The organism is Streptomyces sp. NPDC059900 (assembly GCF_050270335.1).
Lineage (GTDB): Bacteria > Actinomycetota > Actinomycetes > Streptomycetales > Streptomycetaceae > Streptomyces.
On record NZ_JBNNJZ010000004.1, the window covers coordinates 78,111 to 92,315 of the forward strand.

The following is a 14,205-nucleotide window of genomic DNA, read 5'->3' on the forward strand; positions in this document are numbered from 1 at the left end:
ATCGGGGCAGGTCGCCCCCTCGCTCTGTCCAGACACGGAGGTGCCGGTGAACGCGCATGACCACGCGGAGCAGGAACCGACGGCCGTAACCCTCAAGGCGGGGCACGCCGCCCGCGCCGAGAGCGCGGCGGCGCGGGCTGCCGCGCTCAGCCACTACGTGGAGCAGACCTCCGCCGGCAACGCGGACGCCGTCTGGAAGGCGGCTCACGCGGCCCGCGTGGCGGCGCAGGCCCTCGCCGTACTCTCCGAGAGCGAGCCCGACCCCGCCGCGGATTCACGCTGCGCACGGAACGCGTCGGCGTCCGCCGCGCAGGCTTCCCAGATGGGTCAACTGGTCGACGGCGAAGCCGAATCGTCCGCTCAGGCGTGCCGGGCCGCCCTCAAGGCATCACTGACGGCCGGAGCAGCAGCCGGGGCCAAGTCCCTGGGCACCGACGAATCCCTCAACACCGAAGCCGACGCGGCGGAGAGGGCGGCCGTCGCGGCGGCCGAAGCAGCGGGCTGGATCCGCCCCGGCGAAGACATCCCCGGCGTGGCCACCGGCGTACGCAGCCCGGAATTGATGTCCATGATGCACCTCTGAACCGCCCCTGCCCCCTCCCCGTCCTCCTGCGACACCTCCGGCGTCACCCGCATCCCCACGTAACAGCACTCCGTGCCGTCGTCCGCCGGCGTCGAGAACGCCGCCAAAAGACGATGTATACCCGACGCCCCGTTCCGCTCGCCGTTTCGTGCTGTCACCATGCGGAGTCCAGAGGTGTCGAGGGGTGGGCGTGGGGGCCCCTCGACGGGGGCGGGGCGGAGGAACAAATGGCAGAGGTGTTCTTGCGGCGGCTGAGCCGCTGGCAGGCGGAGCAACAGCGGGAAGCGGTCGCCGACGTCTATGTCGAGGCCTACGAAGGAGACCCCGGCGCGGAGTACCGCGACCGGCAGAGCTTCCTGCGCGATTTCGAGAACGCCGTGCAGCGGACCGACTTCGACATGGTCGTCGCCGACGCGGTGGGCATGATCGGCTGTCTCTACGGCTACCGCGCCGCGCGGACCGGCGACTGGTGGAAGGGGTACCGCGGGGTCCTGCCGCCGGAGGTGGAGGAACGCACGGCCGCGGGCCGGGTCTTCATCCTGACCGAGCTGATGGTGGTGCCCGCCTACCGGCGCCAGGGCGTCTCGGAGCGCCTGCGCACGCTGCTGCTCGTGCGGCACGCCACGGATCTGGTCGTCTCGGTCATCAAGCGGGACGACGACCTGGGCCGGGAGGTCCTGCGGTCGTGGGGCTGGACGAAGCTCGGGGAGTTCGACCGGGACGAGCCCGGCTCGGGGGCACCGCTCCGACGGGGAGAGAGCGAGAGGCCGGGGACGAGCGGGCTGGTGTGGGAGGGGTGGATGCGGCCGATGCCCTGAGCCGGTCGTTCGGGATCCCGTCCTCCGAGATCTTGTCCCCCGGGATCTTGTCCCCCGGGATCAGGAAGCCGCCCGGCTCGCCTTCAGTGAGTACATGAGGGGGATGCGCGGGCGGTCCACGGGGAAGCGATAGGCACCCTCGCGGAGTTCGAGGCTGCCGAAGCGCGCGAAGAGCGTGGTGTCGTGCTCGTGCAGGAAGTCGATGCGCAGGCCCGCCGACGCCAGGGCCGAGACGACCTCGCCCACCGGGTGCTGCCACTCCACGCTGCGGTTGTGGACCGTGGGCGTCGTCGTGTCCGCGTACCCGCCGGGGGCCTCGTCGATCCAGGCGTCGCGGGCGAAGTAGTCGTACTCGATCCGTGAGCCCGTGGCGTCGTCCAGGATGTCCGCGAGCGGGTGGAACTCGCAGAGGTAGAGGAAGCCGCCGGGCGCGACGAGCGCCGCCGCGGTCTCCGCCCACCGCTGGATGTCGGGCAGCCAGCACAGGGCGCCCACGCCGGTGTAGACGATGTCGTACGAGGAGTCGGGCACCGCATCCGCCGCGTCGTACACGTCGGCGGCGACGAAGGAGGCCTGGTCGGCGCTGAGGCCGAGCTCGGCGGCGAGGTCGCGGGCCGCGTCGACGGCCGGCTCGGAGAAGTCGAGCCCGACCACGCGGGACGCGCCGTGCCGGGACCAGGAGAGGGTGTCGAGGCCGATGTGGCACTGGAGGTGGAGCAGCGAGCGCCCGGTGACGTCACCGACCTCGGCGAGCTCGAAGGCGCGCAGCGGGTCCTTGCCGGAGCGGAACGCTTCGAGGTCGTAGTAGTCGCTTGCCAGGTGGAGGGGGACGCGTTCGTCCCAGCGTTTTCGGTTGGCCTCGCGCCAGTCGGCGGGGGTCGGTGAGTACATTCCAGAAAGTTATCCACAGGCTGGGGACCCTCGCCAGCGGATTGTCGGCTGGTGCGTGCAGTATGGGGTCCATGAGCGACTTGGGTGCGGGTGCAGTGGATATGCCGGGTGCGGACGAGGGCGCGGGAATGCCGGACTGGGAGAAGCGGTTCCGTGCGCCGCGGGTGTCGCTGCCCGACTGGGCCGAGGACGCCCCCGACCGGTCCCTCTTCGTGTCGAACGCGACGGGGACGTACGAGCTGTACGCATGGGACCGCGCCACCGGCGGTCAGCGCCAGGTGACGGACCGGGCGAACGGCACGACGGACGGCCTCCTCTCGCCGGACGGCGAATGGATCTGGTGGTTCAACGACACGGACGGCGACGAGTTCGGCGTCTGGATGCGCCAGCCCTTCGCGGGCGGCACGGACGAGCCCGCGGTGGCGGGCCTCGAAGCGTCGTATCCGGCGGGCATCGCCCTCGCCAGGGACGGCCGGATGTCCGTCGTCGGCCGCTCGACGGACGAGGACGGCTCGACGATCCATGTCGTCGGCGCGCCGGGCGCCGACCCCGTCGAGATCTACCGCCACCGCGAGTCCGCGGGCGTCGGCGACCTCTCCCGGGACGGCTCGCTGATCGCCGTCGAGCACACGGAGCACGGCGACGCGATGCACTCCACCCTCCGGGTGATCAGGCCGGACGGCTCCACGGTCGCCGAGCTCGACGACACCGAGGGGGGCACGGTCGAGCTGGGCCTCGAAGTGCTCGGCTTCGCGCCAGTGGACGGGGACACGCGGCTGCTCGTCGGGCATCAGCGGCGCGGCCGCTGGGAGCCGATGGTGTGGGACGTGGCGTCGGGCAAGGAGACGGACCTGACGCTCGACCTGCCGGGTGACGTGAGCGCCGAGTGGTATCCGGACGGCTCCGCCCTGCTCATCGTGCACAGCTTCGAGGCCCGCAGCGAGCTGTTCCGCTATGTGTTCGCCTCCAGTGAGCTGATCGAGGTCGAGACGCCCAAGGGGTCGGTGTCGGGAGCGACGGCACGGCCGGACGGCAGCGTGGAGTACCTGTGGTCGTCGGCCGCCGAGCCGCCGGTGGTGCGCTCGACGACCGGCGGCGTGGTGCTCGACCCGCCCGGCATGAAGGCCCCGGCCTCCGTGCCGGTCGAGGACGTCTGGGTGGAGGGCCCCGGCGGCCGGGTCCACGCCCTCGTCCAGAAGCCGGCCGGCACGACGGGCCCGCTCCCCACGGTCTTCGAGATCCACGGCGGCCCGACGTGGCACGACAGCGACGCGTTCGCTGCGGGCCCGGCGGCCTGGGTGGACCACGGGTATGCGGTGGTCCGGGTGAACTACCGCGGCTCGACGGGGTACGGCCGCGAGTGGACGGACGCCCTCAAGCACCGGGTCGGCCTGATCGAGCTCGAGGACATCGCGGCGGTCCGGGAGCGGGCGGTGACGTCGGGCCTCGCCGACCCGGCCCGGATCGTCCTGGCCGGCGGCTCCTGGGGCGGGTATCTCACGCTGCTCGGCATCGGCACCCAGCCCGACGCCTGGGCGCTCGGCCTGGCCGCGGTCCCGGTCGCGGACTACGTGACGGCGTACCACGACGAGATGGAGGCCCTGAAGGCCATGGACCGCACGCTCCTCGGCGGTACGCCCGAGGAGGTCCCCGAGCGCTTCGAGGCCTCGTCCCCGCTGACGTACGTGGACGCGGTGAAGGCGCCCGTCTACATCTCGGCGGGGGTGAACGACCCGCGCTGCCCGATCCGCCAGATCGACAACTACGTGGACCGGCTGAAGGCACGCGAGGCGGTGCACGAGGTGTACCGGTACGACGCGGGGCACGGCTCGCTCGTCGTGGACGAGCGGATCAAGCAGGTGCGGCTGGAACTGGACTTCACCGGGCGACACCTCCGCTGACCGGGGTCCTCGGGGAGGAACCGGTACACACCCCGCGGCCCGTCTCCCACGGGCGCCCCCGTACCGTGGGGGTGTGTACCGGTTCCTGCTGACGCCCCGATGGTGGGGGATCAACGTCTTCGTACTGCTGGCCATCCCCTTCTGCATCTTCATGGGCTCGTGGCAGCTGGGGCGGTTCGAGGACCGCGTCGAGGCGCATGACGCCGCGAAGGCGCAGGCGGACCATCGGGCGTCGCCCGCGCAGTCGCAGGAAAAGGCCAGGCCGCTGGACTCCCTCCTGCCCGTGGACAAGGACACGTCCGGGGAACGGGTCTCGGCGTCCGGCCGGTACGGAAAGCAACTGCTCGTGCCGGACCGGGAGTTGGACGACAAGTCCGGGTACTACGTCCTGACACTCCTGCACACCGGCACCGGCAAGGACCTGCCCGTCGTGCGGGGCTGGCTGCCCGGCGACGCGAGTACGGCGAAAGCCCCCGCGGCGCCCTCCGGCAAGGTCACCGTGACGGGCGCGCTCCAGGCCTCAGAGAGCCCCGGGTCGAACGGGGTCAGCTCGGCGGGCGGACTGCCGTCCGGGCAGCTCGGCGCCATCAGCGCGGCCTCGCTGGTGAACGTCGTCGAGGGCGACGTGTACGACGCCTGGGTCACCCTGGACAAGGGCGAAGACGGGATGAAGGCGGTCCCGGCGGCCGAGCCGGCGAACTCGGGGCTCGACCTCAAGGCCTTCCAGAACCTCGGTTACACCGGCGAGTGGTTCGTCTTCGCGGGGTTCGTCGTCTTCATGTGGTTCCGGCTGTTCCGCCGGGAGCGGGAGTTCGCACGGGACGCCGCGCTCGGGCTGCTGCCGCAGGAGGAAACGGCGGGCGGGCCGGATGCCCCGCATCCGGCCCGCCCCTAGCACTACCGCCGCCGGCTACGACGCCGACAGCATCCCCGTCCGGTAGACCGTCCCCGCGCACGCGTCGGGGATGGTCGCGCCCGCCGCGGGCGAGCCCGTCGAAGCCGTCAGGGAGACCGTCACCGCGCCTTCGAGTACCCCGCCGTCCTCGCGGACCATCTGCGGCTCCGTGTTGTCCGGCGTGCCGCCGTCCGAGCCGCCGCCCTCGGTGGGCGTCGGGTCGGGGGACGGTTCGCCGCTGTCCGTCGGGCACCCCTCCGAGGGCACCCAGGCGAACTTCACTTCGTACGCCGCGCCCGGTTCGAGGACCAGCGAGCCGACCGCCTGGCCCGGGTCCGGCAGGCCCGTGGCCGCGTCGCCCGCCACGTGCTCGACGATGCCGATCTTCGCGGGGTCGGCCGCGCCGGTGGTCGACGTGCTCACGTTGCCCGCGGCGCTGACCGTGCATGTGGTCCCGGAGACGTTGGCGATGCGGAAGGTGCCGTACACCTTGCCGTCCGCCTCCGCAGGACCCGCGCTACCGCTGGCGTTGCCGAGCTGGTCGACCGCGCAGGCAGGCGAGTCGGCGGCCGTTGTGCCCGACGGGTCGGGGCCACCTGTCGCGCCGTCGCTGGACGCGCCCTTCCCCTTGCCGTCCTTCTTGTCCTTCTTGTCTTCCTTGCCCTTGGACTTCGAGGGGCCGGAGCCGCTGCCCTCGCCCTTCTCGCCGCCGTCGGGGCCCTTGCCCTCGGTCGAGCCGCCCTGCGTCTGCTCGCTGTTTCCCGCTATCGACGGGCGGTCGTCCGAGCCGCTGCCGGAGTTCGTGACGTGCACGAGAGCGGGGATGGCGGTGCCGATGAAGAGCGCGGCGGCCGCCATGCCGACCACGGCCTGGCGCTTGCGCGCCCGCCGCGCGGGCACCGCGTGCCGCAGCCGCTCCAGGGCGTGGTCGTTCGGCTCGATCTCCTGGACGGCCGAGCGCATCATCCTGCGCAGCGCCAGCTCGTCGGAGCCGTCGTCGCCGCCGAAGGGGTCCGGTACGGCCGTGATCTTCGCGTCCGGTGCGGCGCCGGGCTCCGGGCCCGGCTCAGGGCCCGACTCCGGGCCGGGCTCAGGGCCCGACTCCGGGCCGGGCTCACCGTCGGCCCCGGACCCGGGCCCGCCTTCGGGCGCGGACTCGGTGGGCTCCTCGCCCTGACCGTGCTTCACAGTTTCGTCCCCAGCATGCTGCTCGAACTCGGCGTTCTCGTCGGGTTCGCGGTGCTCGCGCCCGTACTCGTGTTCGCTCATGCCGGTGCCTCCATGGCGACCCGCAGAGCCGCGATCCCGCGCGATCCGTACGCCTTCACCGACCCGAGCGATATGCCCAGGGTCTCGGCGACCTGCGCCTCGGTCATGTCCGCGAAATACCGCAGGACCAGGACCTCGCGCTGGCGGCGCTGGAGGCCGCGCATGGCCTTGATCAGCTCGTCCCGCTCAAGGAGGTCGTACGCCCCTTCCTCGGCGCTCGCCATGTCGGGCATCGGCTTCGAGAGAAGCTTCAGGCCGAGGATCCGGCGCCGCAGCGCGGACCGCGAGAGGTTCACGACGGTCTGCCGCAGATAGGCGAGCGTCTTCTCCGGGTCACGCACGCGTTTGCGCGCCGAGTGCACCCGGATGAACGCCTCCTGCACGACGTCCTCGCAGGAGGCCGTGTCATCGAGAAGCAGCGCCGCGAGTCCGAGGAGCGACCTGTAGTGGGCGCGATAGGTCTCGGTCAGGTGGTCGACTGTGGTGCCCGCGCTCATCGTCTCCTCAGCGCCCTCGCGCTGCGTCGGGATGCGGGCCGATCTCGTGGTGGGCATGGGGGCGATCACCGGCATGCCGGCGGGCGCACGGGGATGGCGAGGGGGACGCAGGATTGCGCCTCTCGCCTGAACCGCTGTGAAATCGAGTACCTCTGCCACGCCAGTTGGACACGCCTACCCCCTGGAGGGTTGTACGCATCGCGCGGCGCGTTTGCGGCAGGCATCGTCGTCGTTGGTGACGATGCATCAAATGCCCCCATGCGTACCAGCTCTTCCCCTATGCCCATTTTCGCAGCGTTCAGGTCACACCCCTGGAGGGCGATCGCAAAGACGCGCCCCGCCCTGCTGCCGGTTGCAGTGGGACGGGGACGAATATTGCGAATCTTCGAACGCGGCAATGGTCCAGTTCAAGCGATCCTGGCCATCAAGTTGGACACAGAATTTACACAGATCCCGCAAATATTGTCGCGGCGGGTCAGCCTGCCGCCACCAGCTCCGCGATCTGGACCGTGTTCAGGGCGGCTCCCTTGCGCAGATTGTCCCCGCACACGAAGAGCTCGAGGGCGGTCGGATCGTCCAGCGCGCGCCGCACCCGGCCCACCCACGTGGGGTCGGTCCCGACCACGTCGGCGGGCGTCGGGAACTCGCCCGCGGCCGGATTGTCGAAGAGCACGACGCCCGGCGCGGTGGCCAGGATCTCCCGCGCCTTGTCCACCGTCACCTCGTCCTCGAAGCGGGCGTGGACGGTCAGCGAGTGCGTGGTCACGACGGGCACGCGTACGCAGGTGACCGCGACCTTCAGACCGGGCAGCCCGAGGATCTTGCGGGACTCGTCCCGCACCTTCATCTCCTCGGACGACCATCCGTCCTCCCGCAGCGTCCCGGCCCACGGCACCACGTTCAGCGCCACGGGCTCCGGGAAGGGCCCGGTGTCGTCCCCGACGGCACGGCGTACGTCACCGGGGCTGGTGCCGAGCTCCGAACCTGCCACCAGCTGCATCTGCCGCCGCAGCGTGTCCACACCGTCGCGCCCCGCCCCGCTCACGGCCTGGTACGAGGAGACGATCAGCTCGCGCAGGCCGAACTCGGCATGCAGCGCGCCGATGGCCACGATCATCGAGAGGGTCGTGCAGTTCGGATTGGCGACGATGCCGCGCGGGCGTACGCGCGCGGCGTGCGGATTGACCTCCGGGACGACCAGCGGCACGTCCGGGTCCATCCGGAAAGCGGCGGAGTTGTCCACGACGACGACGCCCTTGGACGCCGCGACGGGCGACCACTGCGCGCTGACCTCGTCGGGCACGTCGAACACCGCGACGTCCACGCCGTCGAAGACTTCCTCGCTCAGCGCGAGGACCTCGACCTCCTCACCGCGGACGGCCAGCTTCCTGCCGGCCGAGCGCGGTGAGGCCACGAGTCGGATCTCGCCCCAGATGTCGGCGTGCTGCGACAGGATCTGGAGCATGACCGCGCCGACGGCCCCGGTCGCTCCGACGACCGCGAGCGTCGGCTTTCCGGTCATCGCCCGGTGCCTCCATAGACCACGGCCTCGTCCGTGTCGGAGTCCAGGCCGAAGGCGGTGTGCACGGCACGCACGGACTCGTTCGCGTCGTCGGCACGCGTCACGACCGAGATGCGGATCTCGGAGGTGGAGATCAGCTCGATGTTCACGCCCGCGTCGCTGAGCGCCTCGAAGAAGGCGGCGGTGACGCCGGGGTTCGTCTTCATGCCCGCGCCGACCAGGGAGATCTTGGCGATCTGGTCGTCGTAGCGCAGGGAGTCGAAGCCGATGTCGGCGCGGGTCTTCTCCAGCGCGTCGATCGCCTTGCGGCCCTCGGCCTTGGGCAGCGTGAACGAGATGTCCGTGAGACCGGTCGAGGCCGCCGACACGTTCTGCACGATCATGTCGATGTTGACCCCGGAGTCCGCGATGGCGCGGAAGATCGAGGCGGCCTCACCCGGCTTGTCCGGCACGCCGACGACCGTGATCTTGGCCTCCGAGGTGTCGTGCGCGACACCGGAGATGATGGCCTGCTCCACCTTGCGGTCCCCTTGCGGTTCGTTGCTGACCCACGTGCCCTGAAGTCCCGAGAAGGACGAGCGGACGTGAATCGGGATGTTGTAACGGCGTGCGTACTCCACACAGCGGTGGAGCAGCACCTTGGACCCGGAGCTCGCGAGCTCCAGCATGTCCTCGAACGAGATCCAGTCGATCTTCCGGGCCTTCTTCACCACACGGGGGTCGGCGGTGAAAACGCCGTCCACGTCCGTGTAGATCTCGCAGACCTCGGCGTCGAGCGCGGCCGCGAGGGCGACGGCGGTCGTGTCGGATCCACCACGCCCGAGCGTGGTGATGTTCTTGCCCTCCTGGCTGACGCCCTGGAACCCGGCGACGATGGCGATGTTGCCCTCGTCGACCGACGTCCTGATGCGCCCGGGGGTGACATCGATGATCCGCGCTTTGTTGTGGACGGAGTCGGTGATGACACCGGCCTGGCTGCCCGTGAACGACTGGGCCGCGTGACCCAGGTTTTTGATCGCCATGGCAAGAAGGGCCATGGAGATCCGCTCCCCGGCGGTCAGCAGCATGTCGAATTCACGCCCGGCAGGAATCGGGGATACCTGCCCGGCAAGATCGATCAACTCATCCGTCGTGTCACCCATGGCGGACACCACGACAACGACCTGATGGCCGTTCTTCTTGGCGTCGACAACCCTCTTGGCGACCCGCTTGATGCCCTCGGCATCGGCTACGGAGGAGCCTCCGTACTTCTGCACGACAAGGCTCACGTGCGCTCCTCGCTCAGTCCGTCTCTTACCGCACTGCTGCGGTCGGCTCAGTCTAACGAGCGGCCGAAATTCGCCTCGCTGATATCACATGGTGAGATGTCCCGCCCACCAGGTGATCATCCGCAGGCGTACGCCCCCGCTGCTCGGGGGGTACGTTCCGACCGCTCGGCTTGGCACATGCCCGTTTGGGAGTGGGCCACTCCGGAAAGTGGGGCGGGTCACAGCTTCCGGCGCCCCACCCTTCCCAGGCTTCGCCCCTCCCGCGCCTCAGCCTTCCCGGGTGCCGGGCGGCGTAGTCCTTGAGTTTCTCGATGTCGGAGTTCTGGACTATTCTGAAAACTCAACTAGTCTGGGAGGTGTGGCAGGGTGCCGGAAGTCAGTTCGGCCTGGCTGCGGGCGGCGTTGCCGCTGTGCCTGCTCGGGATGCTGGAGCGCGGCGAGAGTTATGGGTATGCGCTGCTCCAGGAGTTGAGCGCCGCCGGGCTGCCCAATGCCAAGGCAGCCACGCTCTATCCGGCCCTGACCAGGCTGGAAGAGGAAGGCGCCGTCGACATCCGCTGGAGCGCGGGCGAGGGCGGGCCGGGGCGGAAGTACTACAGCCTCACGGACGCGGGGCGCGAGCGGCTGGTCGTCGAGTACCGCGCGTGGCGCGACTTCGACGACGTGGTGACGGCCCTGTCCGGTGCAGGCGATCGACGAGAACATCGACGAGAACTGGGGGAGCACGATGGTTCGCACGCAGAAGCAGAAGCCCGGGAAGCAGGCGTCCGGGAAGCAGGAGCAGACGCCTGAGGGAAGCGGCGGCGACGACGCGCAGTGGGCCGCGGAGTTCGAGCTTGCCCTGGTCCTGGAGCATTCGCCGCCCGACGGGCTCGTCGAGCAGGCCCTCGAGGAGGCTCGGCTGACCGCCGTCGAGGCCGGGACATCCATCCGGGAAGTCTTCGGCGATCCCGGCGCGTATGCCGGGACCGTCGCCGCCGAGCGGATCGACGAGGCGCATCGCAGCTCCGTCGACATCGAAGGCTTCGCCGCGGGCGACCGGTTCACCAGCTCGTTGCTGCTGGCCGCCGGGCAAGTCTTCCTGTTCGGCCTCGTGTTGTGGGTGAGCGGTGGCCTCTGGATCGACGTCGGCTGGTCCACGGGTGGCTCCGGTCTGCTGCTCACCGCGCTCGTCGTGCTCGTGACCGGCGCCATTCCCGAGCTGCGGGCCGCGGGGCGGCTTCGCGCCGGTCGGGTCGCCATGGCCTGCGCCGCACTGCTCGTCCTCGCCTGCGCCGCGGGGTTCACCGCCATACCCCGAGGGCCCCAAGTGAGCGTCCCGGCACCCTCGTTGTTCGTTGCCGCCGTGCTGCTGGGGATGCTGGGGTGGTGGCTGTCCCCCGAGCGCGCGGGGCGGTGGTTCCGCGGAGGAGCGACCGAGGCTTCCGGGGCGATACGGAACGACGACGATGCCTGGCTGAACCGGCTCTCCGCGTTGCTGCGGGGGCGGCACGGGGTGTCCGCGGGGGACGCCGCGCGGTGCGTGGCCGAGGCGCGGGACCATCTCGCCGCTTCGGGCGGGCACGCCGCGGACGAGTTCGGGGACGTCGAGGTCTACGCACTGCGGCTCAGCGAAGGCCCGCAGAAGGCACGGCGTGCGGCGCGGGCCGAGTTGGTGCCCACCGCCCTGTTCACCGCGGGGCTTCTCTGGTGGGGCTTCTACCTGTTCGGCGACCCGGAGCCCGCGTCAGCGTGGTTCTGGGCCAAGGTCGCCGTACTGATCGCCGGCATCTGGGCCTGGATCAGCACCGCATCATCCCTGTGGCAGAAGCTGCGGCCGGCCCACGGGAGCGGCGCAGGCGGCACGGGAGGCGCTGGCGGGAAGGCCTGACCCCGCCTGGGCCTTGCACCGCACCGCACCGCACCGGCCCGGGCAGTCGGGCCCGGGCCGGGCGGACGGGGCGATTACTGCACCGAGCGAAGGCCCAGGGGTCCGGCGATCTCCTCGGCCATGACCTTGCCCGCCGCCTCGGCGAGCGCGTCCTCGGCCAGGTCCTCGTCCGTGTCCAGGCCGTTGAGGTCCTCGAGGGGCTGGTTCAGGCGGATGTGGGCCACCAGGGACTGGAGGGCCCGCAGGGCGCCCGAAGCGGTGGAGCCCCAGTTCGAGAAGTACGAGAACTGCCACCACCAGAGGGCTTCCACCGTGCGGCCCGCGCGGTAGTGCGCGAGGCCGTGGGAGAGGTCGGCGATCACGTCGGCCAGGTCGTCCGAGATGCGGCAGGCGACCGGGGCCTTGCGCGGCTCGTACGGGTCGAAGACCTCGGAGTAGACGTCGATCGGCTCCAGCATGGCGGCCAGGCGTTCGCGCAGGTCGTCCACGTCGCGCTCCGGGCCGAGATCGGGCTCGTAGCGCTCCTCGGGGACGATGTCCTCGTGCGCGCCCAGACGGCCGCCCGCGAGGCACAGTTGGGAGACTTCGAGGAGGAGGAAGGGGATGGCCGAGTCGGGCTCGTCGCCCTTGGCCACCTCCGTCACCGCGACGATGAAGCTCTCGATCTGGTCCGAGATCTGGACCGCGAAGGAGTCCGGATCGCCGGCGTCGGCGTGCAGGAGGACCGTCGGTTCGGGTGCGGCGATCGGCTCGGGGACGATGACCGCTTCCTGCTCCGACTGCGTGGACTTCTCAGGCTGCTTCTCAGACATCTAGGAGTCGTCTCCCCTCGAAGGCGCGGCCCAGGGTGACCTCGTCCGCGTATTCCAGATCTCCCCCGACAGGGAGCCCGCTGGCCAGGCGGGTGACCTTCAGGCCCATGGGCTTGATCATGCGCGCGAGGTACGTCGCTGTGGCCTCCCCCTCCAGGTTGGGGTCCGTGGCGAGGATCAGCTCGGTGACCGTGCCGTCCGCCAGGCGCGCGAGCAGTTCTCGTATCCGCAGGTCGTCCGGGCCGACGCCCTCGATGGGGCTGATCGCTCCGCCCAGTACGTGGTATTTCCCCCGGAACTCGCGCGTACGCTCGATCGCCACGACGTCCTTGGGCTCCTCGACGACGCAGATGACGCTCGGGTCGCGGCGCGGGTCGCGGCAGATGTTGCAGAGCTCTTCCTGCGCGACGTTGCCGCAGGTCGCGCAGAAGCGGACCTTGTCCTTCACCTCGAGGAGTGCGTGCGCCAGGCGGCGTACGTCCGTCGGCTCCGCCTGAAGGATGTGGAAGGCGATCCGCTGCGCGCTCTTGGGACCGACGCCGGGCAGCCTGCCCAACTCGTCGATGAGGTCCTGAACCACGCCTTCGTACACGGGGTGCCTTTCCTGTCCTGCTCTTGTCGGGTGTCGCGCTTTGGTACGTACGGTAGTTGGCCGGTGGCCCTCTTAGAAGGGAAGGCCGGACGACCGCTAGAAGGGGAGGCCGGGGATTCCTCCGCCGCCCAGGCCCTGCGCGAGCGGGCCCAGCTTCTGCTGCTGGAGCGCCTGCGCGTTCTCGTTCGCCGCCTGGACCGCCGCGACGACCAGGTCCGCGAGGGTCTCGGTGTCCTCCGGGTCCACCGCCTTGGGGTCGATCACCAGGCCGCGCAGCTCGCCGGAGCCGGTGACCGTCGCCTTGACGAGGCCGCCGCCCGCCTGGCCTTCGACCTCGGTGCGCGCGAGCTCCTCCTGCGCGGTCGCGAGGTCCTGCTGCATCTTCTGGGCCTGCTGGAGCAACTGCTGCATGTCGGGCTGGCCACCACCGGGGATCACGATCAGCTCCTGTCTCGACGGTCTGTGGAGGTATTTACGGTGGATTTTCCACCTGGAACGAGCCTACGTGGTCGGGGGAGCCGTCGCCCCAGCACTCTTTCGAGTGAGACCAGCCGTCCTCCTATACCTGATCAAGCGCCTCGTCCGGGCGGAAATACCGCGAATCCGGGCTCACGGCCACCCATTGGGCGGTAGGACTGGGGCTGCGCATGACTTCAGTCGCGTCAGTCGCATCGGTCGCATTGGTCACGGGAGTCGCTGTATCACCAGCTGTCACGGGGCGGGCACCGCAGGGTACCGCCGCTGGGAACAGTCAGGGATCTCGTAGAGGCAGAGGGAGTGCTGGTGAGCCAGCCGGAGATGCAACCCGAGGGGGTGCCCCGGGAGGGGCAGGGTGCCGGAGCGGGTGGGCACGGCGATCGGCTCGGGGATCGGTTCGGGGACCGGCTCGGGGATCTGGCGGGGCGGGCCTTCCCGCTCGGCGACTGGGGCGAGCCCGCTCGGCGGCTCGACGAGCTGTACCGGTGGGTGGAGCAGGGGGCGCTCGACACCGTGCAGTGGTACTTGTCCGACCGGGCGTGGAAGCGGCGCGGGGCGCGGCTTGCGCGGGTCGGGGCGGCGGTGGGGGCCGTGGGCGCGGGGGTGCTTCCGCTGCTCGATCTGGCGGGGGCGGTGGCGGGTGTCGCCACGTGGGGGTTCGTGTCGCTGCTCGCGGGGGCCGCGTGTGTGGGGTGCGACCGGTTCTTCGGCCTCACCTCCGGGTGGATGCGGGATGTGGCCACCGCGCAGGCCGTGCAGCGGCGGCTTCAGGTGCTCCAGTTCGACTGGGCGTCGGAGAGTGTGCGGGAG

15 protein-coding genes are annotated in these 14,205 nt (G+C 70.7%); 7 read left to right on the plus strand and 8 right to left on the minus strand.

Annotated elements, in window-relative coordinates:
* The first annotated feature begins 46 nt into the window (after positions 1–46).
* Together ACQKIP_RS01810 and ACQKIP_RS01815 are read left to right on the plus strand one after the other, a co-directional pair.
* Positions 47–583, plus strand: coding sequence for a hypothetical protein (locus ACQKIP_RS01810; RefSeq protein ID WP_365859012.1), 537 nt, complete (start codon positions 47–49; stop codon positions 581–583).
* 227 nt (positions 584–810) lie between these two features.
* Positions 811–1,401: a hypothetical protein gene (locus ACQKIP_RS01815; RefSeq protein WP_365859014.1), complete on the plus strand. Its 591-nt coding sequence runs from the start codon at positions 811–813 to the stop codon at positions 1,399–1,401.
* Between the two features lie 60 nt (positions 1,402–1,461).
* On the opposite strand, the gene ACQKIP_RS01820 is transcribed toward ACQKIP_RS01815, so the two are convergent.
* Positions 1,462–2,292, minus strand: coding sequence for a class I SAM-dependent methyltransferase (locus tag ACQKIP_RS01820; protein ID WP_365859016.1), 831 nt, complete (start codon positions 2,290–2,292; stop codon positions 1,462–1,464).
* A gap of 71 nt (positions 2,293–2,363) precedes the next feature.
* On the opposite strand from ACQKIP_RS01820, the gene ACQKIP_RS01825 reads away from it, so the two are divergent.
* Together ACQKIP_RS01825 and ACQKIP_RS01830 are read left to right on the plus strand one after the other, a co-directional pair.
* On the plus strand, positions 2,364–4,193 hold the full coding sequence (locus tag ACQKIP_RS01825; protein ID WP_365859018.1) for a S9 family peptidase: 1,830 nt from the start codon (positions 2,364–2,366) through the stop codon (positions 4,191–4,193).
* Positions 4,194–4,266: 73 nt separating this feature from the next.
* Positions 4,267–5,088: an SURF1 family protein gene (locus ACQKIP_RS01830; protein ID WP_365859020.1), complete on the plus strand. Its 822-nt coding sequence runs from the start codon at positions 4,267–4,269 to the stop codon at positions 5,086–5,088.
* A gap of 15 nt (positions 5,089–5,103) precedes the next feature.
* Here ACQKIP_RS01830 and ACQKIP_RS01835 read toward each other — a convergent pair whose 3' ends face one another.
* The 4 genes from ACQKIP_RS01835 to ACQKIP_RS01850 all read right to left on the minus strand — a co-directional run bounded on the left by ACQKIP_RS01835 (position 5,104) and on the right by ACQKIP_RS01850 (position 9,644).
* Positions 5,104–6,357, minus strand: coding sequence for a hypothetical protein (locus ACQKIP_RS01835; protein WP_365859022.1), 1,254 nt, complete (start codon positions 6,355–6,357; stop codon positions 5,104–5,106).
* Complete coding sequence (locus ACQKIP_RS01840; protein WP_365859024.1) at positions 6,354–7,013, minus strand: SigE family RNA polymerase sigma factor; 660 nt, start codon at positions 7,011–7,013, stop codon at positions 6,354–6,356. Before ACQKIP_RS01840 ends, ACQKIP_RS01835 begins: the two co-directional genes overlap by 4 nt.
* A gap of 316 nt (positions 7,014–7,329) precedes the next feature.
* A complete protein-coding gene (locus ACQKIP_RS01845) occupies positions 7,330–8,376 on the minus strand; it encodes an aspartate-semialdehyde dehydrogenase (protein WP_365859025.1) in 1,047 nt (348 codons plus the stop codon).
* Positions 8,373–9,644 (minus strand): aspartate kinase, encoded by a 1,272-nt coding sequence (locus tag ACQKIP_RS01850; protein ID WP_361190860.1) that lies wholly within the window; start codon positions 9,642–9,644, stop codon positions 8,373–8,375. The genes ACQKIP_RS01845 and ACQKIP_RS01850 overlap by 4 nt, the downstream gene beginning before the upstream one ends.
* Before the next feature lie 366 nt (positions 9,645–10,010).
* Between ACQKIP_RS01850 and ACQKIP_RS01855 the strand changes: the two genes are divergently transcribed.
* Positions 10,011–10,436 carry a PadR family transcriptional regulator gene (locus tag ACQKIP_RS01855; protein ID WP_365859028.1) on the plus strand — a complete coding sequence of 142 codons (426 nt, stop codon included), beginning with the start codon at positions 10,011–10,013 and terminating at the stop codon, positions 10,434–10,436.
* Positions 10,372–11,514: a hypothetical protein gene (locus tag ACQKIP_RS01860; protein WP_365859030.1), complete on the plus strand. Its 1,143-nt coding sequence runs from the start codon at positions 10,372–10,374 to the stop codon at positions 11,512–11,514. The genes ACQKIP_RS01855 and ACQKIP_RS01860 overlap by 65 nt, the downstream gene beginning before the upstream one ends.
* Before the next feature lie 74 nt (positions 11,515–11,588).
* Here the strand turns inward: ACQKIP_RS01860 and ACQKIP_RS01865 are convergent, their stop codons facing one another.
* The 3 genes from ACQKIP_RS01865 to ACQKIP_RS01875 form a co-directional block, all read right to left on the minus strand.
* Positions 11,589–12,326 carry a DUF5063 domain-containing protein gene (locus ACQKIP_RS01865; RefSeq protein ID WP_365859032.1) on the minus strand — a complete coding sequence of 246 codons (738 nt, stop codon included), beginning with the start codon at positions 12,324–12,326 and terminating at the stop codon, positions 11,589–11,591.
* Positions 12,319–12,918 (minus strand): recombination mediator RecR, encoded by a 600-nt coding sequence (recR, locus tag ACQKIP_RS01870; protein WP_055569715.1) that lies wholly within the window; start codon positions 12,916–12,918, stop codon positions 12,319–12,321. The genes ACQKIP_RS01865 and recR overlap by 8 nt, the downstream gene beginning before the upstream one ends.
* A 96-nt stretch (positions 12,919–13,014) precedes the next feature.
* Positions 13,015–13,356 (minus strand): YbaB/EbfC family nucleoid-associated protein, encoded by a 342-nt coding sequence (locus ACQKIP_RS01875; RefSeq protein ID WP_190084082.1) that lies wholly within the window; start codon positions 13,354–13,356, stop codon positions 13,015–13,017.
* Positions 13,357–13,701: 345 nt separating this feature from the next.
* Between ACQKIP_RS01875 and ACQKIP_RS01880 the strand changes: the two genes are divergently transcribed.
* The coding region (locus ACQKIP_RS01880) for an SLATT domain-containing protein (RefSeq protein ID WP_427741914.1) at positions 13,702–14,205 on the plus strand (504 nt) is incomplete at its 3' end.

Bases quoted from the DNA above. Each gene is read 5' to 3' on its own strand.
- ACQKIP_RS01815 (WP_365859014.1), top strand. From the start codon at position 811: ATGGCAGAGGTGTTCTTGCGGCGGCTGAGCCGCTGGCAGGCGGAGCAA.
- ACQKIP_RS01865 (WP_365859032.1), bottom strand. From the start codon at position 12,326: ATGTCTGAGAAGCAGCCTGAGAAGTCCACGCAGTCGGAGCAGGAAGCG.
- ACQKIP_RS01845 (WP_365859025.1), bottom strand. From the start codon at position 8,376: ATGACCGGAAAGCCGACGCTCGCGGTCGTCGGAGCGACCGGGGCCGTC.
- ACQKIP_RS01860 (WP_365859030.1), top strand. From the start codon at position 10,372: ATGGTTCGCACGCAGAAGCAGAAGCCCGGGAAGCAGGCGTCCGGGAAG.
- ACQKIP_RS01820 (WP_365859016.1), bottom strand. From the start codon at position 2,292: ATGTACTCACCGACCCCCGCCGACTGGCGCGAGGCCAACCGAAAACGC.
- ACQKIP_RS01825 (WP_365859018.1), top strand. From the start codon at position 2,364: ATGAGCGACTTGGGTGCGGGTGCAGTGGATATGCCGGGTGCGGACGAG.
- ACQKIP_RS01835 (WP_365859022.1), bottom strand. From the start codon at position 6,357: ATGAGCGAACACGAGTACGGGCGCGAGCACCGCGAACCCGACGAGAAC.